This is a genomic window from Diaphorobacter sp. JS3050 (genome assembly GCF_013154915.1).
GTDB classification, from domain to species: Bacteria; Pseudomonadota; Gammaproteobacteria; order Burkholderiales; family Burkholderiaceae_C; genus Diaphorobacter; species Diaphorobacter nitroreducens.
Genome location: NZ_CP053553.1, coordinates 1,159,739 through 1,177,933, shown reverse-complemented (window position 1 = coordinate 1,177,933; position 18,195 = coordinate 1,159,739). Strand labels below are relative to the sequence as shown.

19 protein-coding genes are annotated in these 18,195 nt (G+C 67.6%); 12 read left to right on the top strand and 7 right to left on the bottom strand.

All coding sequences use genetic code 11. The features are described from left to right. Positions 1 to 32 precede the first annotated feature (32 nt). The 3 genes from HND92_RS05850 to HND92_RS05840 all read left to right on the top strand — a co-directional run bounded on the left by HND92_RS05850 (position 33) and on the right by HND92_RS05840 (position 3,604). Positions 33 to 839 (top strand): ferritin-like domain-containing protein, encoded by an 807-nt coding sequence (locus tag HND92_RS05850; RefSeq protein WP_172206448.1) that lies wholly within the window; start codon positions 33 to 35, stop codon positions 837 to 839. A gap of 147 nt (positions 840 to 986) precedes the next feature. Further along, positions 987 to 2,258 carry an EAL and HDOD domain-containing protein gene (locus HND92_RS05845; RefSeq protein ID WP_011804431.1) on the top strand — a complete coding sequence of 424 codons (1,272 nt, stop codon included), beginning with the start codon at positions 987 to 989 and terminating at the stop codon, positions 2,256 to 2,258. A 50-nt stretch (positions 2,259 to 2,308) separates the two neighbouring features. After that, complete coding sequence (locus tag HND92_RS05840) at positions 2,309 to 3,604, top strand: EAL and HDOD domain-containing protein (RefSeq protein WP_172206446.1); 1,296 nt, start codon at positions 2,309 to 2,311, stop codon at positions 3,602 to 3,604. Positions 3,605 to 3,654: 50 nt separating this feature from the next. On the opposite strand, the gene HND92_RS05835 is transcribed toward HND92_RS05840, so the two are convergent. The 3 genes from HND92_RS05835 to HND92_RS05825 all read right to left on the bottom strand — a co-directional run bounded on the left by HND92_RS05835 (position 3,655) and on the right by HND92_RS05825 (position 6,642). Further along, on the bottom strand, positions 3,655 to 4,632 hold the full coding sequence (locus HND92_RS05835; protein ID WP_088887472.1) for a tripartite tricarboxylate transporter substrate binding protein: 978 nt from the start codon (positions 4,630 to 4,632) through the stop codon (positions 3,655 to 3,657). A 79-nt stretch (positions 4,633 to 4,711) separates the two neighbouring features. Then, on the bottom strand, positions 4,712 to 5,611 hold the full coding sequence (xerD, locus tag HND92_RS05830) for a site-specific tyrosine recombinase XerD (RefSeq protein WP_172206444.1): 900 nt from the start codon (positions 5,609 to 5,611) through the stop codon (positions 4,712 to 4,714). Between the two features lie 68 nt (positions 5,612 to 5,679). Then, positions 5,680 to 6,642 (bottom strand): tripartite tricarboxylate transporter substrate binding protein BugE, encoded by a 963-nt coding sequence (locus tag HND92_RS05825; protein WP_172206442.1) that lies wholly within the window; start codon positions 6,640 to 6,642, stop codon positions 5,680 to 5,682. A gap of 152 nt (positions 6,643 to 6,794) precedes the next feature. On the opposite strand from HND92_RS05825, the gene HND92_RS05820 reads away from it, so the two are divergent. After that, positions 6,795 to 7,712, top strand: coding sequence for an AEC family transporter (locus HND92_RS05820; RefSeq protein ID WP_172206440.1), 918 nt, complete (start codon positions 6,795 to 6,797; stop codon positions 7,710 to 7,712). 58 nt (positions 7,713 to 7,770) lie between these two features. On the opposite strand, the gene queG is transcribed toward HND92_RS05820, so the two are convergent. Then, positions 7,771 to 8,823, bottom strand: a complete 1,053-nt coding sequence (queG, locus tag HND92_RS05815) for a tRNA epoxyqueuosine(34) reductase QueG (protein ID WP_172209174.1) — start codon at positions 8,821 to 8,823, stop codon at positions 7,771 to 7,773. A gap of 12 nt (positions 8,824 to 8,835) precedes the next feature. Between queG and tsaE the strand changes: the two genes are divergently transcribed. The 4 genes from tsaE (at position 8,836) to HND92_RS05795 (ending at position 11,494) form a co-directional block, all read left to right on the top strand. Continuing rightward, a complete protein-coding gene (gene tsaE / locus HND92_RS05810) occupies positions 8,836 to 9,345 on the top strand; it encodes a tRNA (adenosine(37)-N6)-threonylcarbamoyltransferase complex ATPase subunit type 1 TsaE (RefSeq protein ID WP_103737363.1) in 510 nt (169 codons plus the stop codon). Continuing rightward, positions 9,342 to 10,790 (top strand): N-acetylmuramoyl-L-alanine amidase, encoded by a 1,449-nt coding sequence (locus HND92_RS05805; RefSeq protein WP_047350035.1) that lies wholly within the window; start codon positions 9,342 to 9,344, stop codon positions 10,788 to 10,790. The genes tsaE and HND92_RS05805 overlap by 4 nt, the downstream gene beginning before the upstream one ends. A gap of 20 nt (positions 10,791 to 10,810) precedes the next feature. Continuing rightward, a complete protein-coding gene (locus HND92_RS05800) occupies positions 10,811 to 11,143 on the top strand; it encodes a cupin domain-containing protein (protein ID WP_172206438.1) in 333 nt (110 codons plus the stop codon). A 120-nt stretch (positions 11,144 to 11,263) separates the two neighbouring features. Beyond that, the gene (locus HND92_RS05795) at positions 11,264 to 11,494 is read left to right on the top strand and encodes a glycine zipper domain-containing protein (RefSeq protein ID WP_015912630.1); all 231 of its coding nucleotides are present in this window, start codon (positions 11,264 to 11,266) and stop codon (positions 11,492 to 11,494) included. A gap of 108 nt (positions 11,495 to 11,602) precedes the next feature. On the opposite strand, the gene HND92_RS05790 is transcribed toward HND92_RS05795, so the two are convergent. Beyond that, positions 11,603 to 12,265: a DedA family protein gene (locus tag HND92_RS05790; protein ID WP_172206436.1), complete on the bottom strand. Its 663-nt coding sequence runs from the start codon at positions 12,263 to 12,265 to the stop codon at positions 11,603 to 11,605. A 213-nt stretch (positions 12,266 to 12,478) separates the two neighbouring features. On the opposite strand from HND92_RS05790, the gene HND92_RS05785 reads away from it, so the two are divergent. From HND92_RS05785 to gdhA, 3 genes are all read left to right on the top strand, one after another. Then, a complete protein-coding gene (locus tag HND92_RS05785; protein WP_011804420.1) occupies positions 12,479 to 12,730 on the top strand; it encodes a glycine zipper domain-containing protein in 252 nt (83 codons plus the stop codon). Positions 12,731 to 12,773: 43 nt separating this feature from the next. Continuing rightward, the gene (gene mutL, locus HND92_RS05780; protein ID WP_172206434.1) at positions 12,774 to 14,747 is read left to right on the top strand and encodes a DNA mismatch repair endonuclease MutL; all 1,974 of its coding nucleotides are present in this window, start codon (positions 12,774 to 12,776) and stop codon (positions 14,745 to 14,747) included. A 342-nt stretch (positions 14,748 to 15,089) separates the two neighbouring features. Further along, entirely contained in the window at positions 15,090 to 16,433 is a 1,344-nt protein-coding gene (gene gdhA, locus HND92_RS05775) for an NADP-specific glutamate dehydrogenase (RefSeq protein WP_047350033.1), read from the top strand. A 64-nt stretch (positions 16,434 to 16,497) separates the two neighbouring features. On the opposite strand, the gene HND92_RS05770 is transcribed toward gdhA, so the two are convergent. Both HND92_RS05770 and HND92_RS05765 read right to left on the bottom strand, forming a co-directional pair. After that, positions 16,498 to 17,127, bottom strand: coding sequence for a LysE family translocator (locus HND92_RS05770; RefSeq protein ID WP_103737334.1), 630 nt, complete (start codon positions 17,125 to 17,127; stop codon positions 16,498 to 16,500). 43 nt (positions 17,128 to 17,170) lie between these two features. Then, complete coding sequence (locus HND92_RS05765; RefSeq protein ID WP_172206432.1) at positions 17,171 to 17,776, bottom strand: ATP-binding cassette domain-containing protein; 606 nt, start codon at positions 17,774 to 17,776, stop codon at positions 17,171 to 17,173. Positions 17,777 to 17,824: 48 nt separating this feature from the next. Here HND92_RS05765 and HND92_RS05760 point away from each other — a divergent pair, with 48 nt between their 5' ends. After that, a complete protein-coding gene (locus tag HND92_RS05760) occupies positions 17,825 to 18,193 on the top strand; it encodes a hypothetical protein (RefSeq protein ID WP_172206430.1) in 369 nt (122 codons plus the stop codon). Positions 18,194 to 18,195: the final 2 nt, after the last annotated feature.

The following is an 18,195-nucleotide window of genomic DNA, read 5'->3' as shown; positions in this document are numbered from 1 at the left end:
TATTTTTGAGACACCACACTAGAATTGTAGGGATGGAGCTTCGCCAACGTGCCCTGGAGGTCTTGCGCCTCTGCGACCCTGAAGAAAAATCGGCCGCAGCGCTGGATATGTATGCGCAAGCAGCTCGCATTTCAATAGCGACGGAAACGCGTCTCACCGCCCCGCCCGCCGACACCCTGCCCGGCCGCCCCGCGCGGCCGCAGCTGCTGCACCACACCGCCGTGGCACGCCGCTCGCCCGCCACGCCCGAGGGGCGCGCGGTGCTGATCCACGCCATCGCCCATATCGAGTTCAACGCCATCAACCTCGCGCTGGACGCCATCTGGCGCTTTGCGGGCATGCCCGAGACGTTCTACCGCGACTGGCTGCGCGTGGCGGCCGAGGAGGCGAAGCACTTTCGCCTGCTGCGTGACCACCTGCGCCGGCAACTGCACCATGACTATGGCGACTTTCCCGCGCACCAGGGCCTGTGGAGCATGTGCGAGAAGACGGCCGACGACATCGTGGCGCGCATGGCCCTGGTGCCGCGCACCCTGGAGGCGCGCGGACTGGATGCCACGCCGCTGATCCAGCACAAGCTGCGCCAGGTCGGTACACCGGACGCGCTGGCCGCCGTGGCGATCCTGGACACCATCCTGCGCGAGGAAGTGGGCCACGTGGCCATCGGCAACCACTGGTACGGCTGGCTGTGCACGCGCGACGGACTGGACCCCGTGGCGCACTACGCCGCGCTGGTCCAGCGTTACGAAGCCCCCCGCCCGAAGCCGCCGCTGAACGAGGTGGCACGCCGCGCCGCCGGTTTCAGCGAGGCGGAGATGCGCTGGCTGCAGCACGGCTGAATCGCCTCCATCCGCACTGCCATCCCCGAGCCATCGGGGGTTCTTCCCTACAATGCCAGCAGCGATACGCCACGCCGCTGCCGCCAGCCCTCGCGCCTGCGGCGGGCATCCGCATCGCCCGGTATCCCGCACACGCCCAGGCATTCCATGACGAACTCCACACCTCCCGCTTCTCCCTCGGCGGCCGGCGCCTCCCAGGCTGGCAGCACCGGCTCCATGATCGCCCGGCAGGCCATCATGAACGGCCAGCAGGCGGTCGTCGGCTACGAACTCTTCAACCGCTCGCGCTCCACCGTCGGCCACACGGCCGCCAGCGACGTGATCCTGGTCTTCACCGCGCTGTCGCATGCGGGCACCGAAGAGCTGGTGGGCAAGATGCTGATTTTCGTGAACTGCACCCACGAAAGCCTGACGGGCGGGCACCTGGAACTGGTGAGCCCCGACAAGGTGGTGCTGGAGATCCCTCCGCTGGGCCACGTGGCCGCGGCCGAGGTGCATGCGCGGCTTCCCATCCTGCAGGCGCTGCGCAGCCGCGGCTTTCACCTCGCCTTCAACCACACGGTGCTGGAGTCCACCTACGCGCCCTGGCTGCCGCTGGCCGACTACATCAAACTCGACATGTCGGTGCTTGCGCGCGACCAGCTCGCGGTGCTGATCAACTACGCGGGGCGCCATTCCCAGGCCGAACTGATCGCGGAAAAGCTCGAAACCGCGCAACAGTACGACATGGTGTCGTCCATGGGCGTGGAAATGTTCCAGGGCTACTGGTTCTCGCGTCCCACGCTGGTGGAGGCCAAACTGCTCACTCCCGGCCAGGCGAGCATCGTGCAGCTGCTCAACCTGGTGCGCAGCCAGGCCAGCACCGACGAGATCGAAGAGGTCCTCAAAAAGGATGCTGGGCTGGCCTTCAACCTGATGCGCCTGATCAACTCCGCGGGGCTGGGCATGACGCGCGAGATCACCTCCTTTCGCCAGGCGGTGCTGCTGCTGGGACTCAAGAAGCTGTTCCGCTGGGCCGCCCTGCTGCTCACGGCGGTGCGCAGCGGCGGTACGCCCCCGGCCGTGGGGCAGACGGCCGTGGTGCGCGGCCGCCTCATGGAACTGCTGGCCCAGGAATTTCTGCCCGCCGAAGAAGCCGACCAGGCGTTCGTGATCGGCATCTTCTCCATGCTGGACCAGATGCTCGGCATGCCGCTGGCCTCCGCCGTGGGGCTGCTCAACCTGCCCGAAGAGCTGTCCACTGCCCTGCTACAACGCAGCAACGTGTACGGCCAGCTGCTGACACTGGCCGAAGCCTGCGAGACCAGCGACGACCACACCTTCGACCAGATCGCCCAATCGCTCCACCTGACGAACCAGCAGATCAACTGGGCCCACTTGCAAGCCCTGGCCTGGGCGGACCAGATGGCGCCCGCCTGAGCCACGGCCGCGCCGACCTCCTAGAATCCAACGAACTTCCCACGCCATCCATGTCGAGCCTTCCAGACACCGCCGCACAGCTCCCCGCCGATTCCGCCCAGCCGTCACCCGAGGCCACCGAGGCGCAGAACCAGGTCGTCATCGCACGACAGGCCATCCTGGACGAACAGCGCGCCGTCTTTGGCTACGAACTGTTCGACCGGTCCACCGCCGCGGACGCGCACACCGCCGCCAGCGATGCGGCGCTGCTGTTCAACGCGCTGTCGTATGCGGGCTCCGAGGCGCTGGTGGGCAAGAAAACCGTCTTCATCAATTGCACGCACGACAGCCTGGCCGGCGGACACCTGGAGCTGATCCACCCCGAGAAAGTGGTGCTGGAAGTACCCACGCTCGGCGCCCAGGCCACGGCCGAGCAGATCGAGCAGTACATCCCCACGCTGCAAGCGGTGCGCACGCGCGGCTTTCGGCTGGCCTTCAACCAGGACGTGCTGCGGCGCGCCTACAGCAGCTGGGTGCCTCTGGCCTCGTTCATCAAGCTGGACATGCAGGCCTTCAAGCCGGAGCTCGCCGAGCCGCTCGTGAAGTTCGCCCAGGCCCACTCGCAGGCCACCCTGGTGGCCGAGAAGGTGGAGACGGCCGAACAGTACCAGCGCATGGCTTCGCTGGGCGTGAAGCTGTTCCAGGGCTACTGGTTCGCACAGCCCTCGCTGGTCAAGGCGCAAACCATCCGTCCCTCGCAGGCGACCATCATCCAGCTCATCAACCTGGTGCGCCAGCAGGCCAGCACCGGAGAGATCGAGGAACTGCTCAAGAAGGACCCCACGCTGTCCTTCAACCTGCTGCGTTTCATCAATTCCTCCGGCTTCGGCCTGTCGTGCGAGGTGACCTCGTTCCGTCACGCGGTGATGATCCTGGGCCTGAAGAAGCTGTTCCGCTGGGCGGCGCTGTTGATGACGACCTCGCGCGCCAGCGGCTCGCCGCCCGCCGTGGGCCAGACGGCCGTGGTGCGCGGCCGCCTCATGGAACTGCTGGCCGCCGAGCTGCTGCCCCCCGAGGAATGCGACAACGCCTTCGTGGTGGGGGTCTTCTCGCTGCTGGATGCGATGCTGGGCGTGCCGCTGGAGCGCGCCCTGGAAACGGTGGCCCTGCCCCAGCCGGTGCTTGACGCACTGCTGCACAACAAGGGCGTGTTCGCCCCCTTCCTGGAGCTCACCAAGGCCTGCGAAAGCGGTGACGACGAGGCTTTCGCGCGCACGGCCGAAGCGCTGCACCTGTCCAACCGCCAGGTCAACTGGGCCCACCTGCAGGCACTGGCCTGGGCCGAGAGCCTGACGGCCGACGAATAAACCCGATGCCCCCTGTGCGCGGGCCGGCCGGCGCGCGCACGGGGCAGCCGTCAGTTCAGGCGGATGTTGGCGGCGCGGATGATGCGCGCGTTGCTCTGCGACTCCGCCGCGATCTGCCGGCGAAATGCCTCGGCGCTGCCGCCCGTGGGCACGTTGTCCGAAGCCTCCAGGCGCGCCTGGATGTCGGGCAGCGCCAGCGCACGGTTGATCTCGGCATTCAAGCGCTCCAGCACCGCGGCCGGCACGCCCGCTGGCGCGAACATGCCGAACACCGAATTCAGGTTGGCCGCGGGCAGGCCCAGTTCGCCCAGCGTGGGCACGTTCGGCAGGGTGGTCAGCCGCGCGGGCGCACCCACGGCCAGCGGGTGCAGCTTGCCCGCCTTGATCTGCTGCATCACGGCCGGGCCGGCGTTGGTGGACAGCACCTCGAACTGACCCGAAAGCGCATCGTTCAGTTGTTGCCCGCCGCCCTTGTAGGGCACGTGCGTGATCTGAACGCCGCTGCCCTGCATGATGTGTTCCAGCATGATGTGGCCCAGCGACGCCAGCCCCGATGTGGCCCATCGCACCTGGCCCGGCTGCGCCTTGGCGGTCGCCAGCAGGCTGCGGAAGTCACGCTCCTTGGCGGCCTGCGTGCCCAACAACAGCACGGGCGAGTACATCACGCTGGCCACGGGCACGATGTCGCGCGTTGCGTCGTACGGCGGCGTGCCCAGGTGCGGGTTGAGCACCAGCGGGCTGATCGCCGAGAAGCCCAGCGTGTAGCCATCGGGCGCCGCCTTGGCCACCGCGTCCATGCCGATGGTGCCGCCCGCGCCGGCCTTGTTCTCCACCACCACGGGCGTGCCCAGGCGTTCGGACAGTTTGTCGCCCAACGCGCGGGCGACCACGTCGCTGACGCCGCCCGCGGGATAGGCCACGATGATGCGGATGGGCTTGGCGGGCCAAGTCTGGGCCTGCGCGCCCAGGGGCAGCGCGGCAGCCAGCGCGAGGGAGGCCAGCACGCGACGGCGCACGGAATCTGTCATTGCAACTCCAGAGTTTCAAGAAAGAGCGCGATTTTTCACCCGTTTGCCGCTGTCCGCCGGCACTCCGCGCCATGCCCCTTCAACCGCGCGGATGGTGCTGCGCATGCAGCGCCTTCAGCCGCTCGCGCGCCACGTGGGTGTAGATGGTGGTGGTGGAAATGTCGGCGTGGCCCAGCAGCAGTTGCACCACGCGCAGGTCCGCACCGTGGTTCAACAGGTGCGTGGCAAAGGCATGGCGCAGCGTGTGGGGCGACAGCGGCGCGGTGATGCCTGCAGCCTGCGCGCATTTCTTGACGATGACCCAGAACATCACGCGCGACATGGCCGCGCCGCGCTGCGTGACGAACAGGTCATCCGTTTGCTGCCGGCCCAGGATGGCGCCACGCCCCTCGGCCAGGTAGCGCTGCAGCCAGCGGTGCGCCTCTTCGCCAAAGGGCACCAGCCGCTCCTTGCCGCCCTTGCCCATGACGCGCAGCACGCCTTCGGCCAGCCCCAGGTGGAAGGTTTTCAGCGTGACCAGCTCGCTCACGCGCAGGCCGCTCGCGTACATCAGCTCCAACATGGTGCGGTCGCGCAGGCCCAGCGGCGTGGCATCGTCCGGCGCATGCAGCAGGGCCTCCACCTGCGCCTGCGTCAGCGTCTTGGGCACGCGCAGCGGCTGGCGCGCGGCCTGCAGGCGCACTGTGGGGTCGGCTGCGATGCGTCGCTCGCGCAATGCCCAGTGGAAGTAGCGCCGCAGCACGGTGAGGCGGCGGTTGGCCGACGTGGCGCGCGTCTGCGCGTGGCGGGCAGCGAAGTAGCCCTGCAGGTGGTGCTCGGCCGTGGCATCCAGCGCCAGCGGAGGGTTCTGCTGCGCCAGCCATTGGGCATACAGCGTGAGGTCCCGGCGGTAGGCGGCCAGCGTGTTGCGCGACAGGCCGTCCTCCAGCCACAGGGCGTCGATGAAGGGGTCTATGGCGTTCTGGCTGTCGGGCAACATGGCGAAAACCATAGCATCAAAAAAACGCCCGCGGCAGGCGGGCGTTTTTCAGAGGGCTGGGGGCGCGCTTATTCCAGCGTGAGCTTCTGCTTTTGCACCACCTGCTTGTACACGCCGAACTCGGCCTTGATCTGCTCGGCGAACTGCTCGGGCGTGTTGGCGACGATGATCGAGTCGGTGTCCTCGATGCGCTTGCGCACGGCGGCATCTTCGAGCGCCTTCTTCACGCCGCCGTTGATCTTGTCCACCACCTCCTTGGGCAGGTTCTTGGGACCCAGAATGCCGTAGTAGGCCATGCGGTTCACCGGCTCCAGACCCACTTCCTTGAAGGTGGGCACATTGGGCAGTGCCGCCACGCGCTGCGGCGCGGACACCACGATGGGCACAAGCTTGCCGCTCTTGATGAAGGGCAACGCCGAGGGCAGGTTGTCGAAGATGATGGGCACCTGACCCGCCACGGTGTCGTTGAGGGCCGGACCCGCGCCGCGGTAGGGAATATGCGTGACGAAGCTGTTGGTGAGGCTCTTGTACAGCTCCATCAGCAGGTGGCCGATGCCGCCTGTGCCCGAGGACGCGTACGAGTACTTGCCGGGGTTCTTCTGGATCTCCGCCAGGAAGGACTTGTAGTCCTTGGCCGGGAAGCTGGGGTGCACCGCGATGATGTTGGGCGTGGCCGCGATGTTGATGATGGGCGTGAAGTCCGTGATCGGGTTGTACGGGATCTTGGAGTTGATGGCCGGATTGGCCGCCGTGGTGGACACGGTGGCCACGCCCAGGTTGTACCCATCCGGCGCTGCGCGCGCCGTTTCCTGCGCGCCAATCACGCCGCCGCCGCCGCCCCGGTTCTCCACCACCACCGACTGGCCGAGCGCGCGCGACAGTGGGTCGGCGATCACGCGGCCGATGATGTCCGTGGTGCCGCCGGGTGCGAAGGGCACCAGCAGCTTGACGGGCTTGTTGGGGTAGCCCTGGGCGAAGGCGGTGCCCGCGGTGGCCGCCAGCGCCAAAGCCAGCAGGTTGCGACGTTGCATGCGAAATCTCCTCATCAAATTGTGTTTGGTGGAAAAAACAGGGGGTAGGCGGCGATTCTACGGTGCCATGCCGCTTTGACCACCGCGGGCGCCGCGCTGATTTGTTGGGAGTTTCCCCAATCATTCGCGCCGCCGGCCTACAGCGCCACGGTATGCTGCGCGCCGTGAGTTACGTGCAGCTTCTTCTCCCGGATTTCTCGCTGATCCTGTTCGGCTACCTGCTGTGCCGCTACACGCCCCTCAACCGCTCCGTCTGGCAGCCGGTGGAAAGCCTGGTGTATTACCTGCTGTTCCCGGTGCTGCTGTTCCAGTCCATCGTCAAGAGCCCCATCAACGTGGGCGAGGCCACCGGCCTGGTGGTGGCCGGCGTGGGCACGGGCCTGTGCGGCGTGGTGCTGGCCTACAGCCTGCCGCACCTGCCCTGGCTGGGCAGGCACATCGACCGGCGCGACCACGCGGCGGCGGCGCAGGTGGCCTTCCGTTTCAACTCCTTCATCGTGCTGGCCCTGGCCGAGCGCCTGGCGGGTGCGCAGGGCCTGCTCATGGTGGCGGTGCTGATTGGCGTGTGCGTACCGCTGCTGAACGTGGCCGCCGTGTGGCCCATGGCGCGCGGCGGCCAGCAGGGCTTCGTGCGCGAACTGCTGCGCAACCCGCTGATCATCGCCACGGCGACGGGGCTGGCGGCCAACCTGCTGGGCTTTCGCATCCCGCCGTGGCTGGAGCCCACGGTGGGTCGCATCAGCGCCGCGTCGCTGGCGCTGGGGCTCATGGCGGCGGGCGCGGGCATGCAGTTCGGCCTGCTCACGCGCAGCAAGCTGCTGTCCGTGTCGGTGTTGACCATTCGCCACCTCGCGCAGCCGCTGATCGCCTGGGGGTTCGCGCATCTGCTGGGGCTGGACGCCACGCAGACCTCGGTGCTGATGGCGTTCTGCGCCGTGTCCACCGCATCCACCTGCTATGTACTCGCCGCACGCATGGGCTACAACGGCGCGTATGTCGCAGGCCTGGTCACGCTCTCCACGGTGCTGGGGGTGGTGAGCCTGCCCTTCGCTCTGGGCTTGTTGCGTTGATGCTATTTAATTAATAGCTACTTGCGCTTGTTCTGCAAGCGTTGCAGGCCATTTTTATTCAGTTTTCCTGTGCCAGCGCCCAGGCCACATGCTCGCGCACCAGCGGGCTCGGGTCATCAGCGCGTGCGGCCAGCGCCGCGCGAACGACAGGGTCGCGGGTCGCGCGCAACGCGTTGCCCAGCGCCACGGCGATGTTGCGCAGCCAGCGCTCATGGCCGATGCGACGGATCGGGCCGCCCTCGGTCATGCGCAGGAAGGTCTCCTCGTCCCACGTAAACAGATGCACGAGTTGCTGCCCTAGCAGCCCCGCGCGCACATCGAAATCGGGCAGGCTGCTGGTCTGCGCGAACTTGTTCCACGGGCAGATGAGCTGGCAATCGTCGCAGCCATAGATGCGGTTGCCCATGAGCGGGCGCAACTCCAGCGGAATGGGCCCGGCGTGCTCGATGGTGAGGTAGGAGATGCAGCGGCGCGCATCCAGGCGGTACGGCGCGATGATGGCCTGCGTGGGGCAGACGTCGATACATGCCTGGCAACTGCCGCAGTGGTGCGTTACGGGCTCGGTGGGTTCAAGGGGCATATCCACATAGATCTCGCCCAGAAAGAACATCGAGCCGGCCTCGCGGCTCAGCACCAGTGTGTGCTTGCCGCGCCAGCCCTGGCCGCTGCGGCGCGCAAGCTCGGCCTCCAGCACCGGCGCCGAGTCGGTGAACACGCGGTGGCCAAAGGGCCCTACTGCCTCGGCGACACGGTCGCTGAGCTTTTGCAGCCGCGCGCGCAGCACCTTGTGGTAGTCGCGTCCCCGGGCGTAGACGGAAACCACCGCCTCGGTGGGTCGCGCCAGCCGGCCAAGTTCAATGGCCTGCCAGCCTTCGGGGGCATCCAGCGCCATCGCGCGCGGCAGGTAGTCCATGCGCGCGGTGATCACGCTCACGGTGCCGGGCACCAGTTCCGCCGGGCGGGCACGCTTCAGGCCATGCGCCGCCATGTAATGCATCTCGCCATGGAACCCTTGGGCCAGCCATTGCATCAATCCGGGCTCGGCGGAGGACAAGTCCACGCCGGCCACCTTGATTTGGGAAAATCCCAGCTCGCGGGCCCAGCCTTGTATTTGAGGAACGAGTTGACTGCTGCACACCATCAACACCCGATTGTAGAAACGCCGCACTGCCTGTCGCTGCAATGGAAGGACGAGGAGGACACGGCACGCTTCGCCGTGCGCCTGGCCGCGCAGCCCGGCCTGCGCAATGCCTTCATCGCCCTGCACGGCGACCTGGGCGCAGGCAAGACCACGCTGGTGCGCCACCTGCTGCGCGCCCTGGGCGTGCAGGGGCGCGTCAAGAGCCCCACCTACGCCGTGGTCGAGCCGCACCAGGCACCAGGACTGAACATCTGGCACTTCGACTTCTACCGTTTCAGCGACCCGCGCGAGTGGGAAGACGCAGGCTTTCGCGACATCTTCGCCAGCCCCGGCCTGAAGCTGGCCGAGTGGCCTGGCCATGCAGGAACCCTCATCCCGCCTGCGGATATTGCTATTCACATTGAAGCGGAGGATGATTCAGCCCGGCACGTGACGCTGCGAGCCCACACGCCCCATGGCAGCGCCATACTGCAAGGACTGGACACCCCATGAGCGATGCCCGCCGCCCTTCCCCCCTTCACAGCCGCCGCACCCTGCTGCGCGCGGGTAGCCTGGTGCTGCTGCTGGGCACGCAACAGATCGCACGCGGCGCCACCATCGTCGCGGTGCGTGTCTGGCCCGCGCCCGACTATTCACGGGTGACCATCGAATCGGACCGCGCGCTCACGGCCCGCCAGACCTTCGTGGACACGCCGCCGCGCCTGGCCGTGGACATCGAGGGTATCGACCTCAACCCCTCGCTGCGCGAATTGGTCGCCAAGGTGCGCGCAGACGATCCCAACATCGCCGGCATCCGCGTGGGCCAGAACGCGCCCGGCGTGGTGCGCCTGGTGGTGGACCTGAAGCAGGCGGCGCGGCCGCAGGTCTTCACGCTGCAGCCCGTGGCCGCGTACCAGCACCGGCTGGTGTTCGACCTGTATCCCGCGCAGCCGCCCGACCCGCTGGAGGCACTGATCGCCGAGCGGCTGCGCGACGCCACCGCGCCGCTGCCCGGCAGCGCGGGTACAGGGCGCGCCATGGCGGCTCCCCCATTGACGGACCCGCTGGGTGACCTGATCGCACGGCATTCCGCACCGCAGGCCATGCCCCCTGCCCTGCCCGTGCCGGGCACGGCGGTGGCAACCGCACCCGTGGCGCCGGCACCCGCCGCCCCGGCGCGCCCTGCCGCACCCGCCACCCCGCCCACGACGGCCCGCGCGGCGTATTCCACCGACCGCCTCATCATCATCGCGCTGGACCCCGGCCACGGCGGCGAAGACCCGGGCGCCATCGGCCCGCGCGGCACGCGCGAAAAGGACGTGGTGCTGAAAGTGGCGCACCTGCTGCGCGACCGCATCAATGCCACGCAGGTGGGCGGCAACCCCATGCGCGCCTTCCTCACGCGCGACGGCGACTTCTTCGTGCCGCTGGCGGCGCGCGTGGACAAGGCGCGCCGCGTGCAGGCGGACCTGTTCGTGTCCATCCACGCCGACGCCTTCACCACCCCGTCGGCACGCGGCGCCAGCGTGTTCGCGCTGAGCCAGGGCGGCGCGTCCAGCTCGGCCGCGCGCTGGCTGGCCAACAAGGAGAATGAGGCCGACCTGATCGGCGGCGTGAACCTGGGCGCCCAGCAGGACCGCCATGTGCAGCGCGCGCTGCTGGACATGAGCACCACGGCGCAGATCAACGACAGCCTGAAGCTCGGCAGCGTGCTGCTGGGCGAGATCGGCGGCATGGCCAAGCTGCACAAGCCGCGCGTGGAGCAGGCGGGCTTTGCCGTGCTCAAGGCGCCCGACATTCCCAGCGTGCTGGTGGAGACGGCCTTCATCAGCAACCCCGAGGAAGAGTCCAAGCTGCGGTCCGCCGCGTATCAAGAGCAATTGGCCGACGCACTGATGCGCGGCATCGTCCGATACTTCGCGAAAAACCCGCCGCTGGCGCGCAGCCGCACCGTCTGAGCAGCGCGGCCGTGACCGCCATGGCACTGCCCCACGCCCAGTCCTGCGAAGTCGTCAGCCTCCGGCCCCTGGGGCCGCGCCTGCACGACACCCCCACCAGCGCCCTCATCAAGGCCGATCAGCTGGAAGTGATCCGCGTGGTGCTGCCCGCCGGTAAAGAGCAGCACCAGCACGACGCACCGGGCGAAATCACGCTGCTGTGCCTGGAGGGCGAGGTGCTTTTCCAGGCCGGCGCGCAGTCGCATCCCCTGCGCGAAGGCGACTTCCTGCACCTGGTGCCGCGCATTCCGCATGTGCTGCGGGCGCTGCAGGACGCCTCGCTGCTGGTGACGATCTGTCTCGTGCCGGGTTAGGGCCTAGGGCCGCCGCGTCCTACACGCGCCGGCAAGACGGGCCTACACCGGCGCCGGGCCTGCGGGGTGACAGTTGAGTCACGACCCCACACCGGGGTCTGTTGACCATAAGGAGCCACCATGCAATACCGCCACCTTCTCTCCGCCGCCGCCTGCGCAGCCGCCCTGGGCCTGGTGGGCTGCTCGTCCAATCCCACCAACGCCCAGATCGGCACCGGTGTCGGCGCCGTGGCTGGCGGCGCACTCGGTAGCGCCGTGGGCGGCACGGCCGCCACCATTGGCGGCGCCGCCGCTGGCGCGCTGATCGGCCACGAACTGGGTGAGGACCGGGACCGCGATCGCCGCCGTTGACGGCCCGCCTGAGAGCCTCACCATGCAGAACGCCACCCCTCTCGCGAGGCGGTGGCGTTTTATATGGAATATGGCCTTAACGCGCTTCTAGTAAGCGCCACCAGCTATCTATTCAATAGCAACCGCAGTTCCTTGAGCCTTGCGCCCGGCGCGCCATGCGCCAAAGATGGCAATCAGGCCGGGGATGAAGATCATGGCCCAGATGATCTTGTCCAGATGCCGCTGCACCCAGGCCATGTTTCCAAAGAAGTACCCCGCCGTGCAGATGCCCACGACCCACAGTACCGCACCACCGACGTTGTAGGCCGTGAACTTGCACCGCCCCATGGCCGCCACGCCGCCCACGAAGGGAGCGAACGTGCGGATGAAGGGCATGAAGCGCGCCAGCACGATGGTGATGCCGCCGTAGCGCTCATAGAACGCATGGGCCTGGTCGAAGGCCTTCTTGTTGAACCAGCGCGAGCTTTCCCACTGGAATACCTTGGGTCCGAAATAGCGCCCGATGCTGTAGTTGCACTGGTCGCCCAGGATCGCCGCAGCCAGCAGAACCGCGCAGGCCAGCGGGAAGTTCATCAGCCCTGCACCGCTGAGCGCCCCCACCACGAACAGCAGCGAGTCACCCGGCAGAAAGGGCATCACCACCACGCCCGTCTCCACGAACACGATGATGAACAGCAGCGCGTACACCCAGGGGCCATAGCTGGCCACGAAGGCTGCGAGATGCTTGTCCACATGCAGGATGAAATCGATCAGGAACGCAAAGACTTCCAAAACACAAACCTCCTGTTGGCGAAGTGCGCCGTAATGTACCCGCGCCCCCAATGCCCCTGGTTGCACCTCACCACCATTGGCAATTGCTCACACTTGTTGGCAATTGGCAAACAAACCGCGGGGCACACTTCACACGGCCGCGCCATAGTGCACCCACGGCGTGCGCACCGCGCCGCACCTCATTACAAGACCATTTCCCCGAAAGGAACCGCCATGACCGTCCTCCGCCACAGCCGCCTGATCGCCACTGCCGCACTGCTCACGGGCGCCCTTGCACTGGGCGGCTGCGCCCACCGGCCCAGCAACGCACAGATCGGCACGGGCGTCGGCGCCGTGGCCGGCGGCCTGGTGGGCAGCGCGGTGTTCGGCTCCACGCTGGGTACCGTGGGCGGCGCCGCTGCCGGCGCGCTGATCGGTAACGAGGTCGGCCGCAACAACGACCGCGGCTACCGCCACCGCCACTGACCCTTACAGCACCCGCGGTCGCATCGCCACCTAAAATCCCCGCGTGACCGCACAGCCTTCCGACACCGCCCTCGCCCCCGCGCCCCGGCGCCCCATTCGCGACCTGCCCGACGAGCTCATCAGCCAGATCGCGGCGGGCGAAGTGGTGGAGCGCCCCGCCTCTGCCGTGCGCGAGCTGGTGGACAACGCCCTGGATGCGGGCGCCACCCAGATCACCGTGCGCCTGCTGGCCGGCGGCGTGCGCCTGATCGCCGTGGAGGACGACGGCAGCGGCATCCCGCAGGATGAGCTGCCGGTGGCCCTGCGCCGCCACGCCACGAGCAAGATCACCAACCTGCACGACCTGGAATCGGTCGCCACCATGGGTTTTCGCGGCGAGGCGCTGGCCGCCATCGCGTCGGTGTCCGAGATGGCGCTGCTGTCGCGCACCGCGCAGCAGGCCAGCGCCTTTCTGCTGGATGCGCGCAGCGGCGAACTGCGCCCCGCGGCACGCAGCCGTGGCACGACCGTGGAGGTCAAGGAGTTGTTCTTCTCCACCCCCGCGCGGCGCAAGTTCCTCAAGACCGACGCGACCGAGCTCGCCCACTGCATCGAGGCCGTGCGCCGCCATGCGCTGGCGCGGCCCGATGTGGGCTTTGCCATCTGGCACGAAGGCAAGCTGGTGGAGCAATGGCGCGCCACCCTGGCCCCCGCTGCCAGAGCGGACGAGGGCGAACGCCAGCAGGCCCTGCAGCAGCGCCTGAGCGACGTGCTGGGCGAGGACTTCATTTGCGACTCCGTACCTGTGCACCTGCGCCTGGGCGCGGTCACGGTGACGGGCCGCGCCGGGCTGCCCGACGCCGCCCGTTCGCGTGCAGACCAGCAGTTCTGCTACGTGAACGGCCGCTTCGTGCGCGACAAGGTGCTCACGCATGCCGCGCGCAGCGCCTACGAGGACGTGCTGCACGGCCACAAGCAGCCGGTGTACGCGCTGTACGTACAGATCGACCCGCAGCGTGTGGACGTGAACGTGCACCCGACCAAGATCGAGGTGCGTTTTCGCGACAGCCGCGAGGTGCACCAGGCCGTGCGCCACGCGGTGGAGAACGCTCTGGCGGCGCCGCGCGCGCAGGCGCTGGCGGCTGCCGCCGCTTCAACTTCTGTAGCGCCTGCCGCTCTATCCGTGGGCGATTCAGATAGAAACCCGGCTCATCCCCCCTATTGGCAAGCGCAAGCAGCTATCAAATTTGAAGAGCGCGCAGGCCACAAGGTCTCTGACCTACAAGCACTCTGGGGCACGTCCACGGCTGCGCCACCGCCCGGTATGCCGGCAGCCGCCGCCATGGCACCGGTCGCTCCAGGCGCGCCCACGGCGCCGTCCTTCTCGCCCGCCAGCGCGGCTCCACTGGCTGCCGTCGACATGGCGACTGCGCACGTCGAGGATGCACACACCTGGCCGCTGGGCCGCGCCGTGGCGCAGGTCCATGGCGTGTATATCCTGGCCGAAAGCGCACAAGGCTTGGTGGTGGTGGACATGCATGCGGCGCACGAACGCATCGTGTACGAGCGGCTCAAGGCCCAGGTGGACCAAGGTGCACGCATCGCCAGCCAGCCACTGCTCATCCCCGCCACCTTTGCCGCCACCCCCGAAGAGGTGGCGACCGCCGAGGCGCATGCCGACACGTTGGCCCTGCTGGGACTGGAGGTCGTGCCGTTCTCGCCGCGCACCCTGGCCGTGCGCGCCGTGCCCACCACGCTGGCCCAGGGCAACCCCGTGGAGCTGGCGCGCAGCGTGCTGGCGGAGCTGGCCACCCATGACGCCAGCACCGTGGTGCAGCGCGCGCAGAGCGAGATCCTTGCCACCATGGCCTGCCATGGCGCCGTGCGGGCCAATCGCCGGCTGACGCTGGACGAGATGAACGCCCTGCTGCGCCAGATGGAAGTCACCGATCGCTCCGACCAGTGCAACCACGGCCGCCCCACCTGGCGCCAGCTCAGCATGAAAGAGCTGGACGCGCTGTTCCTGCGCGGGCGCTGAGCGCATCCACACACCCTCTCACGCCGCTACCACCCAGCGGCATTCCTTTCTCCCCTACCTTTCTCCCTCGACGGCCTTGCACTGCCAGCGCTGCTTTGGCGGTGCCCAGGACGGCGCAGCCGTGCCCTGTCAAACCGTTGCGCAATCCCGCGCAACAGGGCATTCGCCGCCGACTTCGCACCAAAAGCGCGCAAGAAAACGCACCAGCAACGCGCGACAACCCCGAAAACCTGTCCCATTGCGGGGCATCAAATCCAAAATGGTGCATAACCACATGTCTTTTTGACATAATTCGATGCTGCATTGCCGCATCGCTAAATTTCCCTTGAGCAGAAAGTCCTTATGAAGCACCAATCCGTGGGCCATTTCCTTGAACAGGTTGCACAGCGCAACCCCGGCCAGCCCGAATACCTGCAAGCCGTGACCGAGGTCATGGAAAGCCTGTGGCCGTTCATCGAAAAGAACCCGCGCTATGCCGAGCAAGGCCTGCTGGAGCGCCTGGTGGAGCCCGAGCGGGTGGTGATGTTCCGCGTGTCCTGGTTCGACGATCACGGCAATGTGCATATCAACCGCGGCTATCGCATCCAGCACAGCATGGCGATCGGCCCTTACAAGGGCGGCCTGCGCTTTCACCCCTCGGTCAACCTGTCGGTGCTGAAGTTCCTGGCCTTCGAGCAGACCTTCAAGAACGCGCTGACCACGCTGCCCATGGGCGGCGGCAAGGGTGGCTCGGACTTCGACCCTAAGGGCAAGAGCCCGGCCGAAGTCATGCGCTTTTGCCAGGCCTTCGTGACGGAGCTGTTCCGCCACGTGGGTCCCGACACCGACGTGCCCGCGGGTGATATCGGGGTGGGCGGCCGTGAGGTCGGTTTCATGGCGGGCATGTACAAGAAGCTGGCCAACAACGCCGCCAGCGTGTTCACGGGCAAGGGCCTGGCCTTCGGCGGCTCGCTGATCCGCCCCGAGGCCACCGGCTACGGCACGGTGTACTTCGCCGACGAGATGCTCAAGACCCGCGGCCGCAGCTTCGACGGCCTGCGCGTGTCCGTGTCCGGCTCGGGCAACGTGGCCCAGTACGCCGTGGAAAAGGCCATGCAACTCGGCGCCAAGGTCATCACCGTGTCGGACTCCAGCGGCACCATCATCGACGAAGACGGCTTCACCCCCGAGAAGCTGGCCATCCTGATGGACGTGAAGAACCACCATTACGGCCGCGTGAGCGACTACGCCGCCCGCACCGGTGTGAAGTTCGAAGCCGGCGTGCGCCCCTGGCATGTCAAGGTGGACGTGGCTCTGCCCTGCGCCACGCAAAACGAGCTTCATGAAGACGACGCCCGCACCCTCATCAAGAACGGCGTGCTGTGCGTGGCCGAAGGCGCCAACATGCCCTCGACCAACGAGGCAGCCAAACTGTTCGAGCAGGCGGGCGTGCTGTACGCACCGGGCAAGGCCAGCAACGCCGGTGGCGTGGCCACCTCGGGCCTGGAAATGAGCCAGAACGCCATGCGCCTGTCGTGGACCCGCGACGAAGTGGATGCGCGCCTGCTCCAGATCATGCAGGGCATTCACGCCGCCTGCCTGCAATACGGCAAGCGCGCCGATGGCAGCGTGAGCTACATCAACGGTGCCAACGTGGCTGGCTTCGTGAAGGTGGCCGAGGCTATGCTGGCGCAAGGCGTGGTCTGATATCTCTGCGCAGGCCCCGCGCCTGCGGCACACCGCGCAAGCCGGCCCCTGGGCCGGCTTTTTTTTAGCGGTTGGCCGTCAGCAACAAGCCGCCAGCTCCCATGAAGAAGCCACCTGTGGCACGGTTCAGCCGCACCACGCCGCGCTGCGTGCGAATCACGCGGCGGATCTGCCGCCCGCACGTGGCATACACCGCTGTGGCCACGAATTCCGCCATCAGGTAGATGCTGCCCAGTACCAGGAACTGCCGCGCCGCGGGCTGTGCCGGATCGATGAACTGCGGGAAGACGGCCGCAAAGAGGATGATGGCCTTGGGGTTGGTGATACCCAGCAGGAACTCCTGTGCCATCAGGGCGCGCACCGAGGCGCGCGCGGGTGCGGGTGCCTCATCTCCCTCGACCAGCGCCGCGCCACCGAACTCCCGGCTGCGCCATGCGCGCCAGCCAATCCAGAACAGATAAACGGCGCCGGCCCATTTGACGGCCGTGAATGCGGCCTCCGAAGCCAGCAGCATGGCCCCCAATCCCACGGCCGAGACACTGAGGAAAATGGCGAATGCGGCCACCCGCCCCACGGTCGCGATCAGCGCGGCTGCGACACCGGCGCGGATGCCGTTGTTGAGCCCGCAGAAATTGTTGGGGCCGGGCGTGAGCGCAATGGCAACGGCGGCGGGGGCAAACAGCAGGGCTTCCACGACAACTCCTGGCGCCAGCGGGCGCGGAAAAAGGTGCGTCAGTTTATTCCGGCAGTACCACCCGGTGGCGCCAGGGCAGATCGCCCAACGCATCGTAATGCGCCACCACCAACACGCGCCCAGAGGTGCGGGGTGCACTTGCCTCCCGCTGCAGCGCCTGCAGCAGGTAGGCAATGGACGCCTTGTCCAGGCCGGCCATCAGCACCTTGCGCTGGCTGCCTGCGGAAAGCTGGTGCATGGCCTTGTGCAAATGCCCGGCAATGCCCCAGCCCGCGGCGTGGGCGCGCCAGTCCTCCTCGGACCAGCGCGCATGGAGCGTGCGCTGCCCGGCGGCCCAGTCCTGCGCCGTCATCGCCTGCGGCCACGGCGCACGCGGGTCGCGCCAAAAGACCTGTGCCCGGTATTGCGCCGGATGCTGCGTCGCGCTCGTGCCATGCAGCAGCATCCGCCCGGCCTGCGGCGTCCACTCTCCGGCCATCAGGCGCAACAGGCTGGTCTTGCCCGCCCCATCCCCACCCTGCACCAGCACCAGGCCTGCGGGAAAATCCGCGCTCCAATGCTGGAACAAGGGCCGTTGCGCAAAGCCGAAGCAGATCCCGTCGGCCCGCAACGCGGGCGGGGATGCAATAGGCTCGGGGCCCTTCAGCATGATTTCTCCTGAGGAAACAGCGCCCGCATCACAGGGCTGGGTTGTCGCATGACTTTGCATTTTCTGGATTTTGACTACAGCGAGGATGAGGAAGGCACGGCCACCTGGGATGCCGTGGCCAGCGTGCCCACGGCACGCCTGCCCGAGCTGCTGGCGGAGATTACAGCGCTGCTGGACTGGGCGCACACCGAGTTCGGCGCTCTGCGCGGCCCGGTCGAGATGGGAGGACTGTGGGACTACGACCTGCAGTGCGAGCGCGACGGGTTGCCCTTGCTGGCGCTGGGGTTCGACATCCACGAACGGCAAATTCATCCACGACCACAATCCCAGCCCCAGGCGTGGGTGACCTTGACGCTGTCCCTCAGTGGCGGCCCAGCCTTTGCAGCGGCGTTCGTGGACCGCTTCGGCGCCACGTAACC

Bases quoted from the DNA above. Each gene is read 5' to 3' on its own strand.
- HND92_RS05850 (WP_172206448.1), top strand. From the start codon at position 33: ATGGAGCTTCGCCAACGTGCCCTGGAGGTCTTGCGCCTCTGCGACCCT.
- HND92_RS05845 (WP_011804431.1), top strand. From the start codon at position 987: ATGACGAACTCCACACCTCCCGCTTCTCCCTCGGCGGCCGGCGCCTCC.
- HND92_RS05840 (WP_172206446.1), top strand. From the start codon at position 2,309: ATGTCGAGCCTTCCAGACACCGCCGCACAGCTCCCCGCCGATTCCGCC.
- HND92_RS05835 (WP_088887472.1), bottom strand. From the start codon at position 4,632: ATGACAGATTCCGTGCGCCGTCGCGTGCTGGCCTCCCTCGCGCTGGCT.
- xerD (WP_172206444.1), bottom strand. From the start codon at position 5,611: ATGTTGCCCGACAGCCAGAACGCCATAGACCCCTTCATCGACGCCCTG.
- HND92_RS05825 (WP_172206442.1), bottom strand. From the start codon at position 6,642: ATGCAACGTCGCAACCTGCTGGCTTTGGCGCTGGCGGCCACCGCGGGC.
- HND92_RS05820 (WP_172206440.1), top strand. From the start codon at position 6,795: ATGCTGCGCGCCGTGAGTTACGTGCAGCTTCTTCTCCCGGATTTCTCG.
- HND92_RS05805 (WP_047350035.1), top strand. From the start codon at position 9,342: ATGAGCGATGCCCGCCGCCCTTCCCCCCTTCACAGCCGCCGCACCCTG.
- HND92_RS05800 (WP_172206438.1), top strand. From the start codon at position 10,811: ATGGCACTGCCCCACGCCCAGTCCTGCGAAGTCGTCAGCCTCCGGCCC.
- HND92_RS05795 (WP_015912630.1), top strand. From the start codon at position 11,264: ATGCAATACCGCCACCTTCTCTCCGCCGCCGCCTGCGCAGCCGCCCTG.
- HND92_RS05785 (WP_011804420.1), top strand. From the start codon at position 12,479: ATGACCGTCCTCCGCCACAGCCGCCTGATCGCCACTGCCGCACTGCTC.
- gdhA (WP_047350033.1), top strand. From the start codon at position 15,090: ATGAAGCACCAATCCGTGGGCCATTTCCTTGAACAGGTTGCACAGCGC.
- HND92_RS05765 (WP_172206432.1), bottom strand. From the start codon at position 17,776: ATGCTGAAGGGCCCCGAGCCTATTGCATCCCCGCCCGCGTTGCGGGCC.
- HND92_RS05760 (WP_172206430.1), top strand. From the start codon at position 17,825: ATGACTTTGCATTTTCTGGATTTTGACTACAGCGAGGATGAGGAAGGC.